The following is a 16,344-nucleotide window of genomic DNA, read 5'->3' as shown; positions in this document are numbered from 1 at the left end:
GCCCAAAGCGCCACCTTTTAGCGCGTCGCAAATAGATAAGTAGCTCGCGAACGATTTCTCCCTCGACCACCCGTCCCCCGTGCGTTGGGTGACAGACTTCTCCTACGCCCGCAAAGCGCCTTCCCACAAGTGCTACCGATCTGCTCACGGCCCTCTGGGCCCCGGCCTCGTGCGTCATATCCCGCGTTTAATCGGCGGGCTTATATAGACGCATCAACAGGTCGTTTTCAGGATTTGTTGAATGGCCATTCAATTTCAGGCATGGCATTTGCTCTATCAATTCAAAGCCTCTCTCCCTCTCAGGAGATGAGCGCAATAACAAGAGCCTCGCCTGAGGCCATCACCCGCTTTGTGTGAGGAGATACTGCGATGACGTCGTTCAACTCAGGGGCCCAACCCCAGAACCGTGCGCCTCAATCCATCGGCTTTTTGCTGCTGGACAATTTCACGCTGATTTCCCTGGCGTCGGCCGTGGAACCGCTGCGCATGGCCAACCAGCTGTCCGGCCGCGAGTTGTATCGCTGGACCACCCTGAGTGTCGACGGCAACCAAGTATGGGCCAGCGACGGCCTGCAGATCACCCCCGATGCCGCCATGCACAAGGCCCCGGCCCTGGACACGGTGATCGTGTGCGGTGGCGTGGGCATCCAGCGCACCGTCACCCGCGAACACGTGTCGTGGCTGCAAAGCCAGGCGCGTCAATCCCGTCGTCTCGGTGCGGTCTGCACCGGCAGTTGGGCCCTGGCCTGCGCGGGCCTGCTCGACGGTTTTGATTGCAGCGTGCATTGGGAATGCCTGGCGTCGATGCAGGAAGCGTTTCCCCGCGTGGCCATGAGCACACGCCTGTTCACCCTCGATCGCAACCGTTTCACCAGCTCCGGCGGCACCGCGCCGTTGGACATGATGCTGCACCTGATCAGCCGCGACCACGGCCGTGAGCTGTCGGCCGCCATCTCCGAGATGTTCGTGTACGAACGCATCCGCAACGAACAGGATCACCAGCGTGTGCCGCTCAAGCACATGCTCGGCACCAACCAGCCGAAGCTGCAGGAAATCGTGGCGCTGATGGAAGCCAACCTGGAAGAGCCCATCGACCTGGACGAGCTGGCGGTCTATGTCGCCGTGTCGCGTCGCCAGCTGGAGCGGTTGTTCCAGAAATACCTGCACTGTTCGCCGTCGCGCTACTACCTCAAGTTGCGCCTGATCCGTGCGCGGCAGTTGCTCAAGCAAACGCCGATGTCGATCATCGAAGTGGCGTCGGTGTGCGGGTTTGTGTCCACCCCGCACTTCTCCAAGTGCTACCGCGAATACTTCGGCATTCCGCCGCGCGATGAGCGTGTAGGCTCCAACACCACCCAGCAGGTGGCGATGCTGCCGATTCCGCAGGCGCTGGTGTTGTCACCGTTGTCGGGGCCGATGTCGGCGTTGAGCCAGGCCAGGAATGAGTCAACTTTCGCCAGTGTAAGGCTCTAGACCGGGTTGACTGCATCGAGGGCAAGCCCCCTCCCACATTTGGAATGCATTCCCCTGTGGGAGGGGGCTTGCCCCCGATAGCACTCTGTCAGGCGCCAGAGCTTTGCCTGAACTGCACCAAGGCCGGCAACAACTGCTTATCGATCGCCTGACGCACCGCCGGCAGAATCGTCGCGCTGCCGCCGTACATCTGCTCAACCATGCCCTTGAGCGCCTTGGCCCGTGCCTCGCTCAAACCGCGTACCGCGCACTCGCAAGCCTGCTCGGCAGTGGCACCGCTGGACACTTCGAAACCCAACGAGCGCAGTTGGCCCAGCAGGTCATCCTGGTCAATCAAATCCGCATGCATCATGACGTTTATCCTGGTGAGGGGAGCGGGGTTCGACTTCGATTCTGGTAGCCGCCCAGGCGGTCGGCAAGGGCAGAATGCGTGAATGCCTCAGATGGCTATGAGGGTGTCGTTTTCGGGCCATGCGCCAGGTGCACTTACCGGCACACTGGTCCCAGGCACGCAGCTTGATGGTTTGGTCACCCTCTGGATGCACGGCTCACACAAGGCACTCTGCCCCGATCCAGTCACGGCTGGCTCGGGGCTTTTTTTGCCGGCAAGCCAATGACACGGCCAAGCAGGGCGGGCATTGGTAGCTCGGCCTGTGCGGCGCTGATAGCCGTCAGCCTTTCCAGCGCGGCCTCGGTGAACGGCGTGGCATGCGGCCCTGCCAGGTCGACATGCAGCAGCATCTGTTCGTTGCCGGCCAGTTCCTTGTCATCGTCCACCGGGTGCAGACTGTGATAGAGATGCAGACGCTTGGCGTCGTGGGCGATCAGTTGGGTGCGCACCTCCACCTTGGCACCCAGCTTCACTTCGTGCAGGTAGTTCAGATGCAACTCGAGGGTGAACAGCGAGTGGCCGCTGGCTTCGCGGTTGTCACTGTCCAGGCCCAGCATGTCCATCAGTGCGTCGGTGGCGTAGCTGAAGATCAGCAGGTAGAACGCATCGCGCAGGTGGCCGTTGTAGTCGACCCATTCAGGCAGGATTTGAGTGGTGTAGGTTTTCAATGCGGGCATGGATCCAGACTCGGTCAAGAATGTGGGTTATTCGGCGAAGCTCATGCCGTGTTTGGCTTTAGTCACTTTGACTGCCTCCAATACCGCCAGCAGGCAATCATCACGATAGCGCTCCAGCGCCGCAATGCTGTGTTTGCCTAATTGGTCGCGGGTGCCATCGACCACATCGTCGATCAACTTGTCGGTGAGTTCCGGCGCCGGCAAATAGGTCCACGGCAACTGCAACGCCGGGCCGAACTGCGCCATGAAGTGGCGCATGCCCGCATCGCCACCGGCCAGGGTGTAGGTGAGGAAGGTGCCCATGAACGACCAGCGCAGCCCGGCGCCAAAGCGAATCGCGTCGTCGATTTCGCCGGTGGTCGCCACGCCATCGTTGACCAAGTGCAGCGCCTCGCGCCACAGCGCTTCCAGCAGGCGATCAGCAATAAACCCCGGCACTTCCTTGCGCACGTGCAGTGGGCGCATGCCGAGGGCTTCATAGACCTTGATCGCGGCCTGGATCGCCTCCGGCGCGGTGTGCTTGCCGCCGACCACTTCCACCAACGGCAGCAGGTAAACCGGGTTGAACGGGTGGCCAACCACGCAACGCTCCGGGTGGGTCGAACCCTCATAAAATTCACTTGGCAATAGCCCGGACGTGCTCGAGCCGATCAATGCATTCGGCTTGGCTGCGGCGCTGATCTTGCTGTGCAACTCCAGTTTCAGCTCCAGGCGTTCCGGGGCGCTTTCCTGGATGAAGTCGGCGTCCCTTACGCATTCCTCAATGGTTGCGACAAAGCGCAGGCGCGCCTGGGATGCACCAGGCGCCAAGCCCTGTTGCTCCAGGGCGCCCCAGGCGTTGGCGACACGTTTGCGCAGGGCCGCTTCGGCGCCGGGTGCCGGGTCCCAGGCCACGACGTCCAGGCCGTGGGCGAGGGCGCGGGACACCCAGCCGCTGCCGATAACACCGCTGCCGAGGGCGGCGAAGGTTTTGATTTCGGTGATAAAGCTCATTGGCACATTCCTAAAGCGTTCGGTGATCCCTTGTGGGAGGGGGCTTGCTCCCGATGACGGTGTTTCAGTCATGCATCTTTAGGCTGATCCACCGCTATCGGGAGCAAGCCCCCTCCCACATTTTTGATTCGGTTTTGGCAGGGCTAGCCGCGTTTGGTCAGGCCCATCTTGATGCGGCCCTCCGCCGGGGTCATGACCCGCGCCCCCAGGCGGCTGAGGATTTCACTGGCGCGCTCCACCAACTGCCCATTGGTGGCAAGCACGCCTTTGTCCAGCCACAGGTTGTCTTCCAGGCCGACCCGCACGTTGCCGCCCAGCAGCACCGCCTGCGCCGCCATCGGCATCTGCATGCGGCCAATCCCGAAGCCGGCCCACACAGCGTCGGCAGGCAAGTTGTCGACCATGGCTTTCATCGTGGTGGTGTCGGCCGGCGCGCCCCACGGGATGCCCAGGCACAGTTGAAACAGCGGGTTGTCGAGCAGGCCTTCCTTGATCATCTGCTTGGCGAACCACAGGTGGCCGGTGTCGAAAATCTCCAGCTCGGCTTTAACCCCCAACGCCTGGATACGCTTGGCGCCGGCGCGCAATTGCGCCGGAGTGGACACGTAAATGGTGTCGCCATCGCCGAAGTTCAGGGTGCCGCAATCGAGGGTGCAGATTTCCGGCAGCAATTCTTCGACATGGGCCAGGCGTGTCAGTGGGCCGACCAGGTCGGTGTTGGGACCGAACTCCATGGGGTGCTCGCCACTGCCGATCTCCAGGTCGCCGCCCATGCCGGCAGTGAGATTGACGATGATGTCGATGTCGGCCTCGCGGATACGCTCCATCACTTCGCGGTACAGCGCCACGTCGCGGCTGAACTTGCCGGTGTGCGGGTCACGCACATGGCAGTGCACCACGGTCGCGCCGGCCTTGGCGGCTTCCACGGCGGCGGCCGCGATCTGTTTGGGGGTGACCGGCACGTGCGGGCTTCTGGCGGTCGTGTCGCCAGCACCGGTGAGTGCGCAGGTGATGATGACGTCGTGGTTCATGAGGCGGTTCCTTACAGGCGTGGGGGTGCCGTTCGCAGCCGGTCGGGGCTGCGAAGCGGTGTCTGGAAAAGGTTATTTGACGGTCAGTTGGAGGTTGGCCGCCGCCGGCTTGCCATCGAAGGTAGTCACACCTTCCAGCCAGCGCGCCTGGTCTTGCGGGTGATCCTTGAGCCACTGCTTGGCCGACTCGATGGGGTCCTTGTGATCCAGCAAGGGCTGCATCATCCGGCTCTCATCGGCGGCGGTGAAGGTCAGGTTGGTCAACAGCTTGTGTACGTTGGGGCACTGCTCGGCATAGGTTGGCGAGGTGACGGTCCACACGGTTGCCCTGCCTTCATTCGGGCCCAGGGCGTCGTCGCTGCCGGTGAGGTAAGTCATCGCCACGTTGACGTTCATCGGGTGCGGCGCCCAGCCGAAGAACACCACGGGCTCCTTGCGTCGTACCGCGCGGTCGACCGCAGAGAGCATCGCGGCTTCGCTGGATTCGACCAGTTGGAACTTGCCCAGGCCGAACTGGTTCTTGGCGATCATGGCCTTGATCTGGGTATTGGCGCCCGAACCCGGCTCGATGCCGTAGATCTTGCCGCCCAACTCTTTTTCGAAGCGGGCGATGTCGGCAAAGGTTTTCAGGCCCTTGTCCGCCAGGTAAGTCGGCACGGCGAGGGTGGCGCGGGCGTCTTCCAGGCTCGGTTTGTCGAGCACTTTGACTTGCTTGGCGTCGACGAACGGCGTGATGGTCTGGGTCATCAACGGGTTCCAGTAGCCCAGGAACAGATCCAGGCGCTGGTCGCGAATGCCGGCAAAGATGATCTGCTGGGACGCGCTGGTTTGTTTGGTCTTGTAGCCGAGACCGTCGAGCAGCACTTGGGTCATGGCGCTGGTGGCGATCACGTCGGTCCAGTTCACCACGCCCAGGCGCACGTTCTGGCAGGAAGCGGCATCCGCTGCCATGACGGGGGTGCTCAAAATAGCGCTGACGCTGAGTGCAAGCACGCTGCGGCTGATCAGTCGGTTCATGGTGAATCCCTCGGCAGGTCGTTATTGTGGGGTCCGGCGTCTTTGCGCGCCGTGCAGCCAAGTTACGTACCTTGAGCAGCGCCGAAACGCACAGCGGCGACCGGCTCTTGCACTGCAGCGACCTGCGCGCTTGAATCCGCCCCTGAACGGGAGTATCACAGTGCCACGCTGGTCGTCCTACGAGAGCGCCATCATGTCCCAGGATTTTTATTTTTTGCTGATGCCGGGGTTCTCGGCGATTGGGTTTATTTCCGCGCTGGAACCGTTGCGGGTGGCGAATCGCTTCCGTGGCGAGCTGTACCGCTGGCATGTCTTGAGCGCCGATGGCGGTGCGGTACTGGCGAGCAATGGCATGTCGGTCAATGCCGACGCCGCGTTGGAACCGCTGAAAAAGGGTGCGACGCTGTTGGTGGTGGCCGGCTTCGAACCGCTGCAGTTTGCCACGCCGACGCTGGATCACTGGCTGCGCCGCCTCGACCACGACGGCGTGACCCTCGGCGCCATCGACACCGGCGCCTGCGTGCTGGCCGAAGCCGGCCTGCTCGACGGCCACCGGCTGACCCTGCACTGGGAAGCCATCGATGCGTTCAAGGAATCGTATCCGCACCTGAGCGTGACCCAGGAACTGTTCGAGATCGACCGCCGCCGCATCACCTGTGCCGGCGGCACCGCGTCCATCGACCTGATGCTCGACCTGATCGCCCAGGCCCACGGCCCGGACCTGGCGATTCAGGTGTCCGAACAGTTCGTGCTGGGCCGCATCCGCCCGCGCAAAGACCACCAGCGCATGCAGATCGCCACGCGCTACGGCATCAACAACAAAAAACTGGTGCAGGTGATCGGCGAGATGGAGCAACACACCGAGCCGCCCCTGAGCACCCTGGCCCTGGCCGACGCGATCAAGGTCACCCGGCGCCAACTGGAACGGCTGTTTCGCCTGCACCTGAATGACACGCCAAGCAACTTCTACCTTGGCCTGCGCCTGGAAAAAGCCCGGCAACTGCTGCGCCAGAGCGATATGAGCGTCCTGGAAGTGAGTATTGCGTGCGGGTTTGAGTCGCCGTCTTATTTCACTCGCAGTTATCGGGCGAGGTTTGCGAAATGTCCGAGGGAGGATCGGCGACGGGAGGTGGTTTGATCGTTTTTTAGTCAATTATAGTGGCGGCTATAATTTATAGTCGTTTCCATAATTAGGTATAAAAGCGGCCAAATGTGGGAGGGGGCTTGCCCCCTCCCACAGTAGATTTTTGGTGTGGCTTATTTTTTCAGCAGGGCCGAACACGCTGTTTTGTAGGCCTCGTGCTGATACTTGTTCAGCGTCGCCGGCAGTTCAAAGGTGTGCTTCTTGTTCTGCGCATTGATGGTCTGCGGCGACAACAGCGTCACTTCAACCCCCTCCAGCAACTGAAACACCCCTTCAATCTTGAACGTGGTCGGGCCACCGGCGAATTCGCCTTTCTTGCTGCGCTTCTTGATCGCGATACGGGTGATGGCATTTGCCTGCACGAACGCTTTCACCTGGGCGGCGAAGGCTTTGACGTTGGCGGCTTCGTCGTCGTCTTCAAGGGCGATTTTCTTGGTGGCCAGGGCGACGTGGGTCAGCGCCTGGTTGTCCAGGGAAGCGACGGCGATGATGGCTTCGCTGCCTTTGATTTCGATACCGCAGAGAGTCATGAAAAGCCCTGGTTCAGAAGGAAAGTCGCAGGATTGTCGCTTATTCCTGCCCAATCGACTCCAAAAACTCCGACCGCTCGTCACTCATCCGCGCCAGGCAATCATTCAGCGCAATCGCATACGCCTTGGTCCCGGTCGCCGCCGGGAAGGTGTCCACCGCGCAATCGGCATCGCGTAGTTTTTCCCACTTCTGCTGGGCATCCTTCAGACGAGCGGTAATGTCGGCGAGCTTGGTCTTGTCGCTGCCGTAGGTGGAACCCATGCGCTCCAGCAGGCCCTGATAGTTGTCTTTCAACAATTGCTCGGCGGTGGTTTTGTTGTAGGTGGCGCATTCCAGGGTTTGCTGGTCGTTCTCGATGCCGTCGCACGGCGTGCTGTCGGTGTCTTCGGCGGCGTGGACGCCGGTTGCGATGAGTGCCAAAGCCAGGAAAATCGATTTCATTGCGCCGTCTCATATCAGGTGATGCGGAATTCTGGCTCAAGCGTAAGACAAAGAACAGCCGCCAGTCAGGCATGTCTACACAGGCTTTGTCGCGGATTGACGCTTTCGGCAATTCCCCTGTCGTTTTTGCACCCGGCTCCGTCGGCCCCTGGGCATATGCTGGCCCCAAAGCGCCGGCAGACGATTCGGCGCATGAATCGCCAATAAGGGGACGCCTGATGAGCCCAGCCGAGTTGCACGCCGACAGCATCGTTATCGACGGTCTGATTATTGCCAAGTGGAACCGCGACCTGTTCGAAGACATGCGCAAAGGTGGCCTGACGGCTGCCAACTGCACGGTGTCGGTGTGGGAAGGCTTCCAGGCCACGATCAATAACATCGTCGCCAGCCAGACCCTGATCCGTGAAAACAGCGACCTGGTGATCCCGGTGAAAACCACCGCCGATATCCGTCGCGCCAAGGAGCAGGGCAAGACCGGCATCATCTTCGGCTTCCAGAATGCCCACGCGTTTGAAGACCAACTCGGCTATGTCGAGATCTTCAAACAGCTCGGCGTCGGTGTTGTGCAGATGTGCTACAACACCCAGAACCTGGTGGGCACCGGCTGCTACGAGCGCGACGGCGGCCTGTCGGGTTTCGGGCGTGAGATCGTCGGCGAGATGAACCGTGTCGGCATCATGTGCGACCTGTCCCACGTCGGTTCCAAGACCAGCGAAGAAGTCATCCTCGAATCGAAAAAGCCGGTGTGCTATTCCCACTGCCTGCCCTCGGGCCTCAAGGAGCACCCGCGCAACAAATCCGATGAAGAACTCAAGTTCATCGCCGACCACGGCGGGTTTGTCGGCGTGACCATGTTCGCGCCGTTCCTGGCCAAGGGCATCGATTCGACCATCGACGATTACGCCGAAGCCATCGAATACACCATGAACATCGTCGGTGAAGACGCCATCGGCATCGGCACCGACTTCACCCAGGGCCATGGCCAGGATTTCTTTGAAATGCTGACCCATGACAAAGGCTACGCCCGCCGCCTGACCAGCTTCGGCAAGATCATCAACCCGCTGGGCATCCGCACCGTGGGCGAGTTTCCCAACCTCACCGAGACCCTGCTCAAGCGCGGCCATCCTGAACGCGTGGTGCGCAAGATCATGGGCGAGAACTGGGTCAATGTCTTGAAAGACGTCTGGGGCGAATAAGCCAGACACCCACCGGCAACACCACTACGAATTTTTCTGGAGTTAAGTTTCCATGGCCAAGATCGCCCCGCAATTGCCAATCGAAGTCGACAGCGAAACCGGTGTCTGGACCTCCGACGCCCTGCCGATGCTGTACGTGCCGCGCCATTTCTTCGTCAACAACCACATGGGCATCGAAGAAGTGCTGGGTGCCGACGCCTACGCCGAGATCCTCTACAAGGCCGGCTACAAGTCCGCCTGGCACTGGTGTGAAAAAGAAGCCGAGTGCCACGGCCTGGAAGGCGTCGCGGTGTTCGAGCACTACATGAAGCGCCTGTCGCAACGCGGCTGGGGCCTGTTCAAGATCCAGGACATCGACCTGGATAAAGGCACCGCCAGCGTCAAGTTGGAACATTCGGCCTTCGTCTACGTGTACGGCAAGGTCGGGCGCAAAGTGGACTACATGTTCACCGGCTGGTTTGCCGGCGCGATGGACCAGATCCTTGAAGCGCGTGGCAGCAAGATCCGCACTGTGGCTGAACAAGTCTACGGAGGCTCCGAAGAGGGCCACGATGACGGCCTGTTCACCGTCAAGCCGTTGTAAGCCGAGGACCGTGCCATGGCTTTCGAAGCAATGTTCCAACCGATCCAGATCGGCAAACTGACCATCCGCAATCGCGTGCTCAGTACCGCCCACGCCGAGGTGTATGCCACCGACGGCGGCATGACCACCGATCGCTATGTGAAGTACTACGAAGAGAAGGCCAAGGGCGGTATCGGCCTGGCGATCTGCGGCGGCTCCTCGGTGGTGGCCATCGACAGCCCCCAGGAATGGTGGAGTTCGGTGAACCTGTCCACCGACCGCATCATCCCGCACTTCCAGAACCTGGCCGACGCCATGCACAAGCATGGCGCCAAGATCATGATCCAGATTACCCACATGGGCCGTCGCTCGCGTTGGGACGGCTTCAACTGGCCGACCCTGATGTCGCCGTCCGGCGTGCGTGAGCCGGTGCACCGTGCCACCTGCAAGACCATCGAGCCGGAAGAAATCTGGCGCGTGATCGGCAACTATGCCAGCGCCGCCAAGCGCGCCAAGGCCGGTGGCCTGGACGGGGTGGAACTGTCCGCCGTGCACCAGCACATGATCGACCAGTTCTGGAGCCCGCGGGTCAACAAGCGCACCGACGAATGGGGCGGTACCTTCGAAGGGCGCATGAAGTTCGGCCTGGAAGTGTTGAAGGCCGTGCGTGCCGAAGTCGGTGACGATTTCTGTGTGGGCATGCGCCTGTGCGGCGACGAGTTTCACCCGGACGGCCTGTCCCACGAGGACATGAAGCAGATCGCCAAGTATTACGACGACACCGGCATGCTCGACTTCATCGGCGTGGTGGGCTCGGGGTGCGATACGCACAACACCCTGGCCAACGTGATCCCGAACATGAGTTACCCGCCGGAGCCGTTCCTGCACCTGGCGGCCGGTATCAAGGAAGTGGTGAAAGTCCCGGTGCTGCACGCGCAGAACATCAAGGACCCGAACCAGGCCACGCGCATTCTGGAAGGCGGCTACGTGGACATGGTCGGCATGACCCGCGCCCATATTGCCGACCCGCACCTGATCGCCAAGATCAAGATGGGCCAGATCGACCAGATCAAACAGTGCGTCGGCGCCAACTATTGCATCGATCGCCAGTACCAGGGCCTGGATGTGCTGTGCATCCAGAACGCCGCGACCTCCCGTGAATACATGGGCGTGCCGCACATTATCGAGAAGTCCACCGGGCCCAAACGCAAAGTGGTCGTGGTGGGTGCGGGGCCGGCCGGTATGGAGGCTGCACGCGTCGCCGCCGAACGCGGCCACGAGGTGACCCTGTTCGAAAAGAAAGAATTTATCGGCGGGCAGATCACCACCGCATCGAAAGCCCCGCAACGCGACCAGATTGCCGGTATCACCCGCTGGTTCCAGTTGGAGCTGGCACGCTTGAAAGTCGATCTGCGCCTGGGTGTGGCGGCTGATGCCGAAACTATCCTCGACCTGCGCCCGGACGTGGTGGTGCTGGCCGTCGGTGGGCATCCGTTCATTGAACAGAACGAACACTGGGGCGCTGCCGAAGGCCTGGTGGTGAGCAGTTGGGACGTGCTCGACGGCAAAGTCGCACCGGGCAAGAACGTGCTGGTGTACGACACCATCTGCGAATTCACCGGCATGTCGGTGGCGGATTTCCTTGCGGACAAAGGCTGCCAGGTCGAGATCGTCACTGACGATATCAAGCCGGGCGTGGCCATCGGCGGTACGTCGTTCCCGACCTACTACCGCAGCATGTACCCCAAGGAAGTGATCATGACCGGCGACATGATGCTGGAAAAGGTCTACCGCGAAGGCGACAAGCTGGTGGCGGTGCTGGAGAACGAATACACCGGGGCCAAGGAAGAGCGGGTGGTCGACCAGGTGGTGGTGGAGAACGGCGTGCGCCCGGACGAGGCGATTTATTACGGGCTCAAGGAAGGTTCGCGCAACAAGGGCCAGATAGACGTCGAAGCCCTGTTCGCGATCAAGCCGCAGCCGTGCCTGAGCGAACCGGGTGAAGGGTACTTGTTGTTCCGCATCGGTGACTGTGTGGCCCAGCGCAATACCCATGCCGCGATCTATGACGCCCTGCGCTTGTGCAAGGATTTCTAAGCCGACACCGAACCAAAGTGGACTCGGTCCAAATGTGGGAGGGGGCTTGCTCCCGATAGCGGTGGGTCAGCTACAGCTATATCGACTGACACTCCGCCATCGGGAGCAAGCCCCCTCCCACATTTCAAGGCCAGTTTCACAGTAGACCTGTGTGGTCTGTGGGAGCTTCACCATGTTGAACACCTTGCTGCCTATTCTTTTGTTTGCCGCCCTGGGCCTTGCCGTCCTCGGCGCTCTGCGCCGTGTGAACATGTGGCGCCGTGGCCGCGCCTCCAAGGTTGACCTGCTCGGTGGCCTGTTGGCCATGCCCAAGCGCTACATGGTCGACCTGCACCACGTGGTCGCCCGCGACAAATACATTGCCAACACCCACGTCGCCACCGCGCTGGGCTTTGTGCTGTCGGCGCTGCTGGCGATCCTTGTGCACGGTTTCGGCCTGCACAACCGCATCCTCGGCTACGCGCTGCTTTTGGCCTCGACCTTGATGTTTGTCGGCGCCATCTTCATGTACCTGCGTCGGCGCAACCCGCCCGCGCGCCTGTCGAAGGGCCCGTGGATGCGCTTGCCGAAAAGCCTGATGGCGTTCTCGGTCAGCTTTTTCCTGGTGACCCTGCCGGTGGCCGGCATCTTGCCCGCCGACTTCGGCGGCTGGCTGCTGGCTGCGTTGTTGAGCGTGGGCGTGTTGTGGGGCGTGTCTGAAATGTTCTTCGGCATGACCTGGGGCGGCCCGATGAAGCACGCCTTCGCCGGTGCCTTGCACCTGGCCTGGCACCGCCGCGCCGAGCGCTTCGGCGGTGGCCGTTCCACCGGTTTGAAACCGCTGGACCTCAGTGACAAGACCGCGCCGTTGGGCGTGGAAAAACCCAAGGACTTCACCTGGAACCAACTGCTCGGTTTCGACGCCTGCGTGCAGTGCGGCAAGTGCGAAGCCGCCTGCCCAGCGTTTGCCGCCGGCCAGCCGCTGAACCCGAAAAAACTCATCCAGGACATGGTGGTCGGCCTGGCTGGCGGCACCGATGCCAAGTTCGCCGGCAGTCCGTATCCAGGCAAACCCATCGGCGAGCACGGCGGTAACCCGCACCAGCCGATCGTCAACGGCCTGGTGGACGCCGAAACCCTGTGGTCATGCACCACCTGCCGCGCCTGTGTGGAAGAGTGCCCGATGATGATCGAGCACGTGGACGCCATCGTCGACATGCGCCGCTACCTCACCCTGGAAAAGGGCGCTACGCCGAACAAAGGCGCCGAAGTCCTGGAAAACCTGATCGCCACCGACAACCCCGGCGGCTTCGCACCCGGCGGCCGGCTGAACTGGGCGGCGGATTTGAACCTGCCGCTGCTCAGCGAGAAAGGCAGCTGCGAGGTGCTGTTCTGGGTCGGCGACGGTGCCTTCGACATGCGCAACCAACGCACCCTGCGCGCGTTCGTCAAAGTGCTCAAGGCAGCCAGGGTCGACTTCGCTGTGCTTGGCCTGGAAGAACGCGACAGCGGCGACGTGGCGCGGCGCCTGGGCGATGAAGCGACCTTTCAGTTGCTGGCTTCGCGCAATATCCAGACCCTGGCCAAGTACAGCTTTAAACGCATCGTCACCTGCGATCCGCACAGTTTTCATGTGCTGAAAAACGAGTACGGCGCCTTCAACGGCAACTATCTGGTGCAGCACCACAGCACCTTCATGGCCGAGCTGATCGGCGAGGGCGCGCTGAACCTGGGCCAGCACAAAGGCACCAGCGTGACCTATCACGACCCTTGCTATCTGGGCCGCTACAACGGCGAGTACGAAGCGCCGCGCCAGGTGCTGCGGGCCCTGGGCATCGAGGTCAAGGAGATGCAGCGCTCGGGCTTTCGTTCACGCTGCTGCGGCGGCGGTGGCGGCGCGCCGATCACCGACATCCCCGGCAAGCAACGCATCCCCGACATGCGCATGGACGACATCCGCGAGACCGGCGCCGAACTGGTAGCTGTGGGTTGCCCGCAGTGCACGGCGATGCTTGAAGGTGTGGTCGAGCCGCGCCCGTTGATCAAAGACATTGCCGAATTGGTGGCCGACGCCTTGCTTGAAGATGCGGCACCGGCCAAGGCGCCCAACAAGCGTGAACCTGCGGAGGTGCATTGATGAGCGACATTATCCGCCGCGATCCCCGTGCCGAATGGATCGCCCGTAACCGTCTTCATCCTTTGCACGCGGCGATGCAGCCCGTGCAACAGAGCTGGATGGGGCCCAACGGTGTGATCCGCAAGAACGTGCATGGTGTTGGTTTTATCGGTCCCAACGGGATCAAGCGTATCGACCGCAGTGGCGCCCAGCAGGGCGGTGCAGCCAAGCGTACGGCGGCGGTCGAGGTGCTGTTGCCGCTGCACCAGGTGCCGATGCCGGCGTTCTACATCAACGTGGTGCCGGATATGGTCGGTGGCCGCTTGAGCAGTCACGACCGTGATTTGCTCGGCCTGGCCCGGCAACTGGCCGGCAGTGACGGCGCGGTACTGGCGGTGGTGTTTGGTGAACACAAGGAGAGCGCGTTTGCTACAGCGGGTGTAGACCGCCTGCTGGTGCTGGACGGTCACGAGTTCGACGGTTATTCACCGGAGCAGCGCGTCCAGGGCCTGCGGGCTGTGGATAACCAGTTCAACCCACGCCATTGGTTGCTGCCGGACAGCCGCAGCGGTGGCGGTGAATTGGGCCGACGCTTCGCTGCCAGCCTCAAGGAGCGCCCGGCCACGCGGGTGTGGCAGATCAAAGGCCAGGCGTGCATCGGCCGCGCCGGTGCGGGCCAGGAAGATCTGGCCCGGCCGTTGCCTCGCCTGATCCTTGCGGCCGCCGAATGTGCCGATCCGATCAGCGAGACGCGCCATGAAGTCTTGCCCGTGGAGTTATCCACAACCCTGGCGCGCAGCCTGCCACGTATCGAAGACTTCGGCGCAGTGGCGGTGGACCCGGCGGCGATTCCCATGGCCGAAGCGGAATTCATTTTTTCTGGCGGCAACGGCGTGAAGGACTGGGCGCTGTTCCACCAGACCGCCGCAGCCCTGGGCGCCACCGAGGGCGCGTCGCGGGTGGCGGTGGACGATGGCTATATGGCGCGTGATCGCCAGGTGGGCGCCAGCGGCACCTGGGTCACGGCACGGGTGTACGTGGCCGTGGGCATTTCCGGGGCGATCCAGCACCTGCAAGGCATCGGTGCCTGCGACAAGGTTGTGGCGATCAACCTCGACCCGGGTTGCGACATGATCAAGCGTGCCGACCTGTCGGTGATCGGCGAAAGCGCCGCGATCCTGCAAGCCTTGATCGCTGCGGTCGAGGCCCACCGCAACGGCGCCAAGCGCGATGCAGCCTAGGGATATGACCATGACAACCAATGTAATCAGCCTGGTATCCGTCGGCGCCCACCCCACTTCCGGGCGCCCGCGCCGTGCCGAACAAGATGCGCGTGCCGTCGAGCTAGGTTTGCAGATGGCTGGGGATAAGTTGCAGGTGCTGCACGCCGGCGACATCAGCGAGCCGACCTTGCGCAGCTACCTGGGCATGGGCCTGCCGCAACTGCATGTACTGGAACAGCCGGCGGGCGCCGATGCGTTGCCGGTGCTGAGTGACTATCTACGCGACGCCGGTGCCCAGGTGGTGCTCACCGGCAGCCAGGCGGAAACCGGCGAGGGGTCGGGCATGCTGCCGTTTCTGCTGGCCGAACAACTGGGTTGGCCGCTGATTGTCGGCCTGGCCCAGGTGGAGTCCATCGAAAGCGGCGTGGCCCACGTGCTGCAAGCCTTGCCCCGTGGCCAGCGGCGGCGCTTGAAGGTACGCCTGCCTTTTCTCGCCACTGTGGATAACGCCGCGCCCAAGCCTCGGCAGAGTGCGTACGGCCCGGCGCAACGTGGCGAGCTTGCCGCCCACGAAGTCGAGATCGAACAGGACGAGTTATTCACAGACGCGCTGCTGCAGCCGGCCAAGCCGCGACCCAAGCGCCTCAAGGTGATCAAGGCCAAGAGTGGCGCCGACCGGATGAAGGCAGCGACGGCCAAGGCCAGCGGGGGCGGTGGGCAGGTGCTCAAGGGCCTCAGCCCGGAGGCGGGCGCTGAAGCGATCCTCAAGCTGTTGATAGAAGAAGGTGTCGTACGCTGAACCCCTGTGGGAGGGGGCTTGCTCCCGATGGCGGAGTGTCAGTTGATATAGCTGTAACTGACCCACCGCTATCGGGGGCAAGCCCCCTCCCACATTGGACCTGCGGTTTACCCACAATCGCTGTTGATCCGCCTGTGGATAAGATGTTCGCTGTCGGTTACAGGCCTTATAAACAAAGGCTATCCTCAATCTGCTCAAAATCTGATCAAAGGTTGTTTTTACAGTCCTGAAAGTGCTGAACCCCCCGATATATGCAGGTTTGACGCGGTTTTCCACAGCGTGAGCAAAGTTGCCCCCAAAGTCTGTTGGTGCTTCTGTGGATAAGGTGTTCGCGTTCCTCTGTAGCCCTTGAGTACCGTGGCTTACAGACTTTAGATCAAAAAATGATCGATACAGGATAAAATTCCGTGCTTTGAATAAGTCACGGATTTTCTTGATTTATTTCCAGAGAAAAAGACAGTTGCCCACAATTGCTGTGGGTGTCTTTGTGGATAAGTTGTTGGGCGAAGGCTGGAGGGCAGGCTTTTAGCGGTCCGCGCGAGAGTTGATCAAATATTGTTCAGCACCTGGTACAAGTGTGGGAGGGGGCTTGCTCCCGATAGGGATGGATCAGCTTGCACATGCATTGGCTGATACTCCGCTATCGGGAGCAAGCCCCCTCCCACATTTTGATC

15 protein-coding genes are annotated in these 16,344 nt (G+C 61.7%); 8 read left to right on the top strand and 7 right to left on the bottom strand.

The window, feature by feature from the left end; translation table 11 throughout:
• Positions 1-369: 369 nt before the first annotated feature.
• Positions 370-1,473, top strand: coding sequence for a GlxA family transcriptional regulator (locus C4J93_RS24805; protein ID WP_124364728.1), 1,104 nt, complete (start codon positions 370-372; stop codon positions 1,471-1,473).
• Between the two features lie 88 nt (positions 1,474-1,561).
• Here the strand turns inward: C4J93_RS24805 and C4J93_RS24800 are convergent, their stop codons facing one another.
• The 5 genes from C4J93_RS24800 to C4J93_RS24780 form a co-directional block, all read right to left on the bottom strand.
• A complete protein-coding gene (locus tag C4J93_RS24800) occupies positions 1,562-1,825 on the bottom strand; it encodes a hypothetical protein (protein WP_124430670.1) in 264 nt (87 codons plus the stop codon).
• A 224-nt stretch (positions 1,826-2,049) separates the two neighbouring features.
• Complete coding sequence (locus tag C4J93_RS24795; RefSeq protein WP_124430669.1) at positions 2,050-2,541, bottom strand: thioesterase family protein; 492 nt, start codon at positions 2,539-2,541, stop codon at positions 2,050-2,052.
• A 27-nt stretch (positions 2,542-2,568) separates the two neighbouring features.
• Positions 2,569-3,534: an L-carnitine dehydrogenase gene (locus C4J93_RS24790; RefSeq protein WP_124430668.1), complete on the bottom strand. Its 966-nt coding sequence runs from the start codon at positions 3,532-3,534 to the stop codon at positions 2,569-2,571.
• A 143-nt stretch (positions 3,535-3,677) separates the two neighbouring features.
• Positions 3,678-4,565 (bottom strand): 3-keto-5-aminohexanoate cleavage protein, encoded by an 888-nt coding sequence (locus C4J93_RS24785; RefSeq protein WP_124430667.1) that lies wholly within the window; start codon positions 4,563-4,565, stop codon positions 3,678-3,680.
• A 72-nt stretch (positions 4,566-4,637) separates the two neighbouring features.
• Positions 4,638-5,582 (bottom strand): choline ABC transporter substrate-binding protein, encoded by a 945-nt coding sequence (locus C4J93_RS24780; protein ID WP_124405496.1) that lies wholly within the window; start codon positions 5,580-5,582, stop codon positions 4,638-4,640.
• 193 nt (positions 5,583-5,775) lie between these two features.
• On the opposite strand from C4J93_RS24780, the gene C4J93_RS24775 reads away from it, so the two are divergent.
• Positions 5,776-6,720, top strand: coding sequence for a GlxA family transcriptional regulator (locus C4J93_RS24775; RefSeq protein ID WP_164485303.1), 945 nt, complete (start codon positions 5,776-5,778; stop codon positions 6,718-6,720).
• 119 nt (positions 6,721-6,839) lie between these two features.
• Here C4J93_RS24775 and C4J93_RS24770 read toward each other — a convergent pair whose 3' ends face one another.
• Positions 6,840-7,256, bottom strand: coding sequence for a DUF3010 family protein (locus tag C4J93_RS24770; RefSeq protein WP_124430665.1), 417 nt, complete (start codon positions 7,254-7,256; stop codon positions 6,840-6,842).
• A 40-nt stretch (positions 7,257-7,296) separates the two neighbouring features.
• Entirely contained in the window at positions 7,297-7,698 is a 402-nt protein-coding gene (locus tag C4J93_RS24765; protein WP_124364720.1) for a lysozyme inhibitor LprI family protein, read from the bottom strand.
• A 218-nt stretch (positions 7,699-7,916) separates the two neighbouring features.
• Between C4J93_RS24765 and C4J93_RS24760 the strand changes: the two genes are divergently transcribed.
• The 6 genes from C4J93_RS24760 (at position 7,917) to C4J93_RS24735 (ending at position 15,670) form a co-directional block, all read left to right on the top strand.
• A complete protein-coding gene (locus C4J93_RS24760; RefSeq protein ID WP_017531059.1) occupies positions 7,917-8,894 on the top strand; it encodes a dipeptidase in 978 nt (325 codons plus the stop codon).
• A gap of 52 nt (positions 8,895-8,946) precedes the next feature.
• Entirely contained in the window at positions 8,947-9,477 is a 531-nt protein-coding gene (locus C4J93_RS24755; RefSeq protein ID WP_005792152.1) for a DUF5943 domain-containing protein, read from the top strand.
• Positions 9,478-9,492: 15 nt separating this feature from the next.
• Positions 9,493-11,553, top strand: coding sequence for a dimethylglycine demethylation protein DgcA (gene dgcA / locus C4J93_RS24750; RefSeq protein ID WP_124364718.1), 2,061 nt, complete (start codon positions 9,493-9,495; stop codon positions 11,551-11,553).
• A gap of 172 nt (positions 11,554-11,725) precedes the next feature.
• Positions 11,726-13,669, top strand: a complete 1,944-nt coding sequence (gene dgcB / locus C4J93_RS24745; protein ID WP_124430664.1) for a dimethylglycine demethylation protein DgcB — start codon at positions 11,726-11,728, stop codon at positions 13,667-13,669.
• A complete protein-coding gene (locus tag C4J93_RS24740; RefSeq protein WP_124430663.1) occupies positions 13,669-14,889 on the top strand; it encodes an electron transfer flavoprotein subunit alpha/FixB family protein in 1,221 nt (406 codons plus the stop codon). The genes dgcB and C4J93_RS24740 overlap by 1 nt, the downstream gene beginning before the upstream one ends.
• 10 nt (positions 14,890-14,899) lie before the next feature.
• Entirely contained in the window at positions 14,900-15,670 is a 771-nt protein-coding gene (locus tag C4J93_RS24735; RefSeq protein WP_124430662.1) for an electron transfer flavoprotein subunit beta, read from the top strand.
• Positions 15,671-16,344: the final 674 nt, after the last annotated feature.

The sequence above is a fragment of the Pseudomonas sp. R2-37-08W genome (assembly GCF_003851705.1).
Lineage (GTDB): Bacteria > Pseudomonadota > Gammaproteobacteria > Pseudomonadales > Pseudomonadaceae > Aquipseudomonas.
The sequence above is the reverse complement of the archived record's forward strand: the minus strand, read 5'-3'. Positions and strand labels throughout refer to the sequence as shown.

What these genes read in the sequence shown, in the direction of transcription:
- C4J93_RS24805 (WP_124364728.1), top strand. Translation starts at nt 370, where the DNA reads ATGACGTCGTTCAACTCAGGGGCCCAACCCCAGAACCGTGCGCCTCAA.
- C4J93_RS24800 (WP_124430670.1), bottom strand. Translation starts at nt 1,825, where the DNA reads ATGATGCATGCGGATTTGATTGACCAGGATGACCTGCTGGGCCAACTG.
- C4J93_RS24795 (WP_124430669.1), bottom strand. Translation starts at nt 2,541, where the DNA reads ATGCCCGCATTGAAAACCTACACCACTCAAATCCTGCCTGAATGGGTC.
- C4J93_RS24790 (WP_124430668.1), bottom strand. Translation starts at nt 3,534, where the DNA reads ATGAGCTTTATCACCGAAATCAAAACCTTCGCCGCCCTCGGCAGCGGT.
- C4J93_RS24785 (WP_124430667.1), bottom strand. Translation starts at nt 4,565, where the DNA reads ATGAACCACGACGTCATCATCACCTGCGCACTCACCGGTGCTGGCGAC.
- C4J93_RS24780 (WP_124405496.1), bottom strand. Translation starts at nt 5,582, where the DNA reads ATGAACCGACTGATCAGCCGCAGCGTGCTTGCACTCAGCGTCAGCGCT.
- C4J93_RS24775 (WP_164485303.1), top strand. Translation starts at nt 5,776, where the DNA reads ATGTCCCAGGATTTTTATTTTTTGCTGATGCCGGGGTTCTCGGCGATT.
- C4J93_RS24770 (WP_124430665.1), bottom strand. Translation starts at nt 7,256, where the DNA reads ATGACTCTCTGCGGTATCGAAATCAAAGGCAGCGAAGCCATCATCGCC.
- C4J93_RS24765 (WP_124364720.1), bottom strand. Translation starts at nt 7,698, where the DNA reads ATGAAATCGATTTTCCTGGCTTTGGCACTCATCGCAACCGGCGTCCAC.
- C4J93_RS24760 (WP_017531059.1), top strand. Translation starts at nt 7,917, where the DNA reads ATGAGCCCAGCCGAGTTGCACGCCGACAGCATCGTTATCGACGGTCTG.
- C4J93_RS24755 (WP_005792152.1), top strand. Translation starts at nt 8,947, where the DNA reads ATGGCCAAGATCGCCCCGCAATTGCCAATCGAAGTCGACAGCGAAACC.
- dgcA (WP_124364718.1), top strand. Translation starts at nt 9,493, where the DNA reads ATGGCTTTCGAAGCAATGTTCCAACCGATCCAGATCGGCAAACTGACC.
- dgcB (WP_124430664.1), top strand. Translation starts at nt 11,726, where the DNA reads ATGTTGAACACCTTGCTGCCTATTCTTTTGTTTGCCGCCCTGGGCCTT.
- C4J93_RS24740 (WP_124430663.1), top strand. Translation starts at nt 13,669, where the DNA reads ATGAGCGACATTATCCGCCGCGATCCCCGTGCCGAATGGATCGCCCGT.
- C4J93_RS24735 (WP_124430662.1), top strand. Translation starts at nt 14,900, where the DNA reads ATGACAACCAATGTAATCAGCCTGGTATCCGTCGGCGCCCACCCCACT.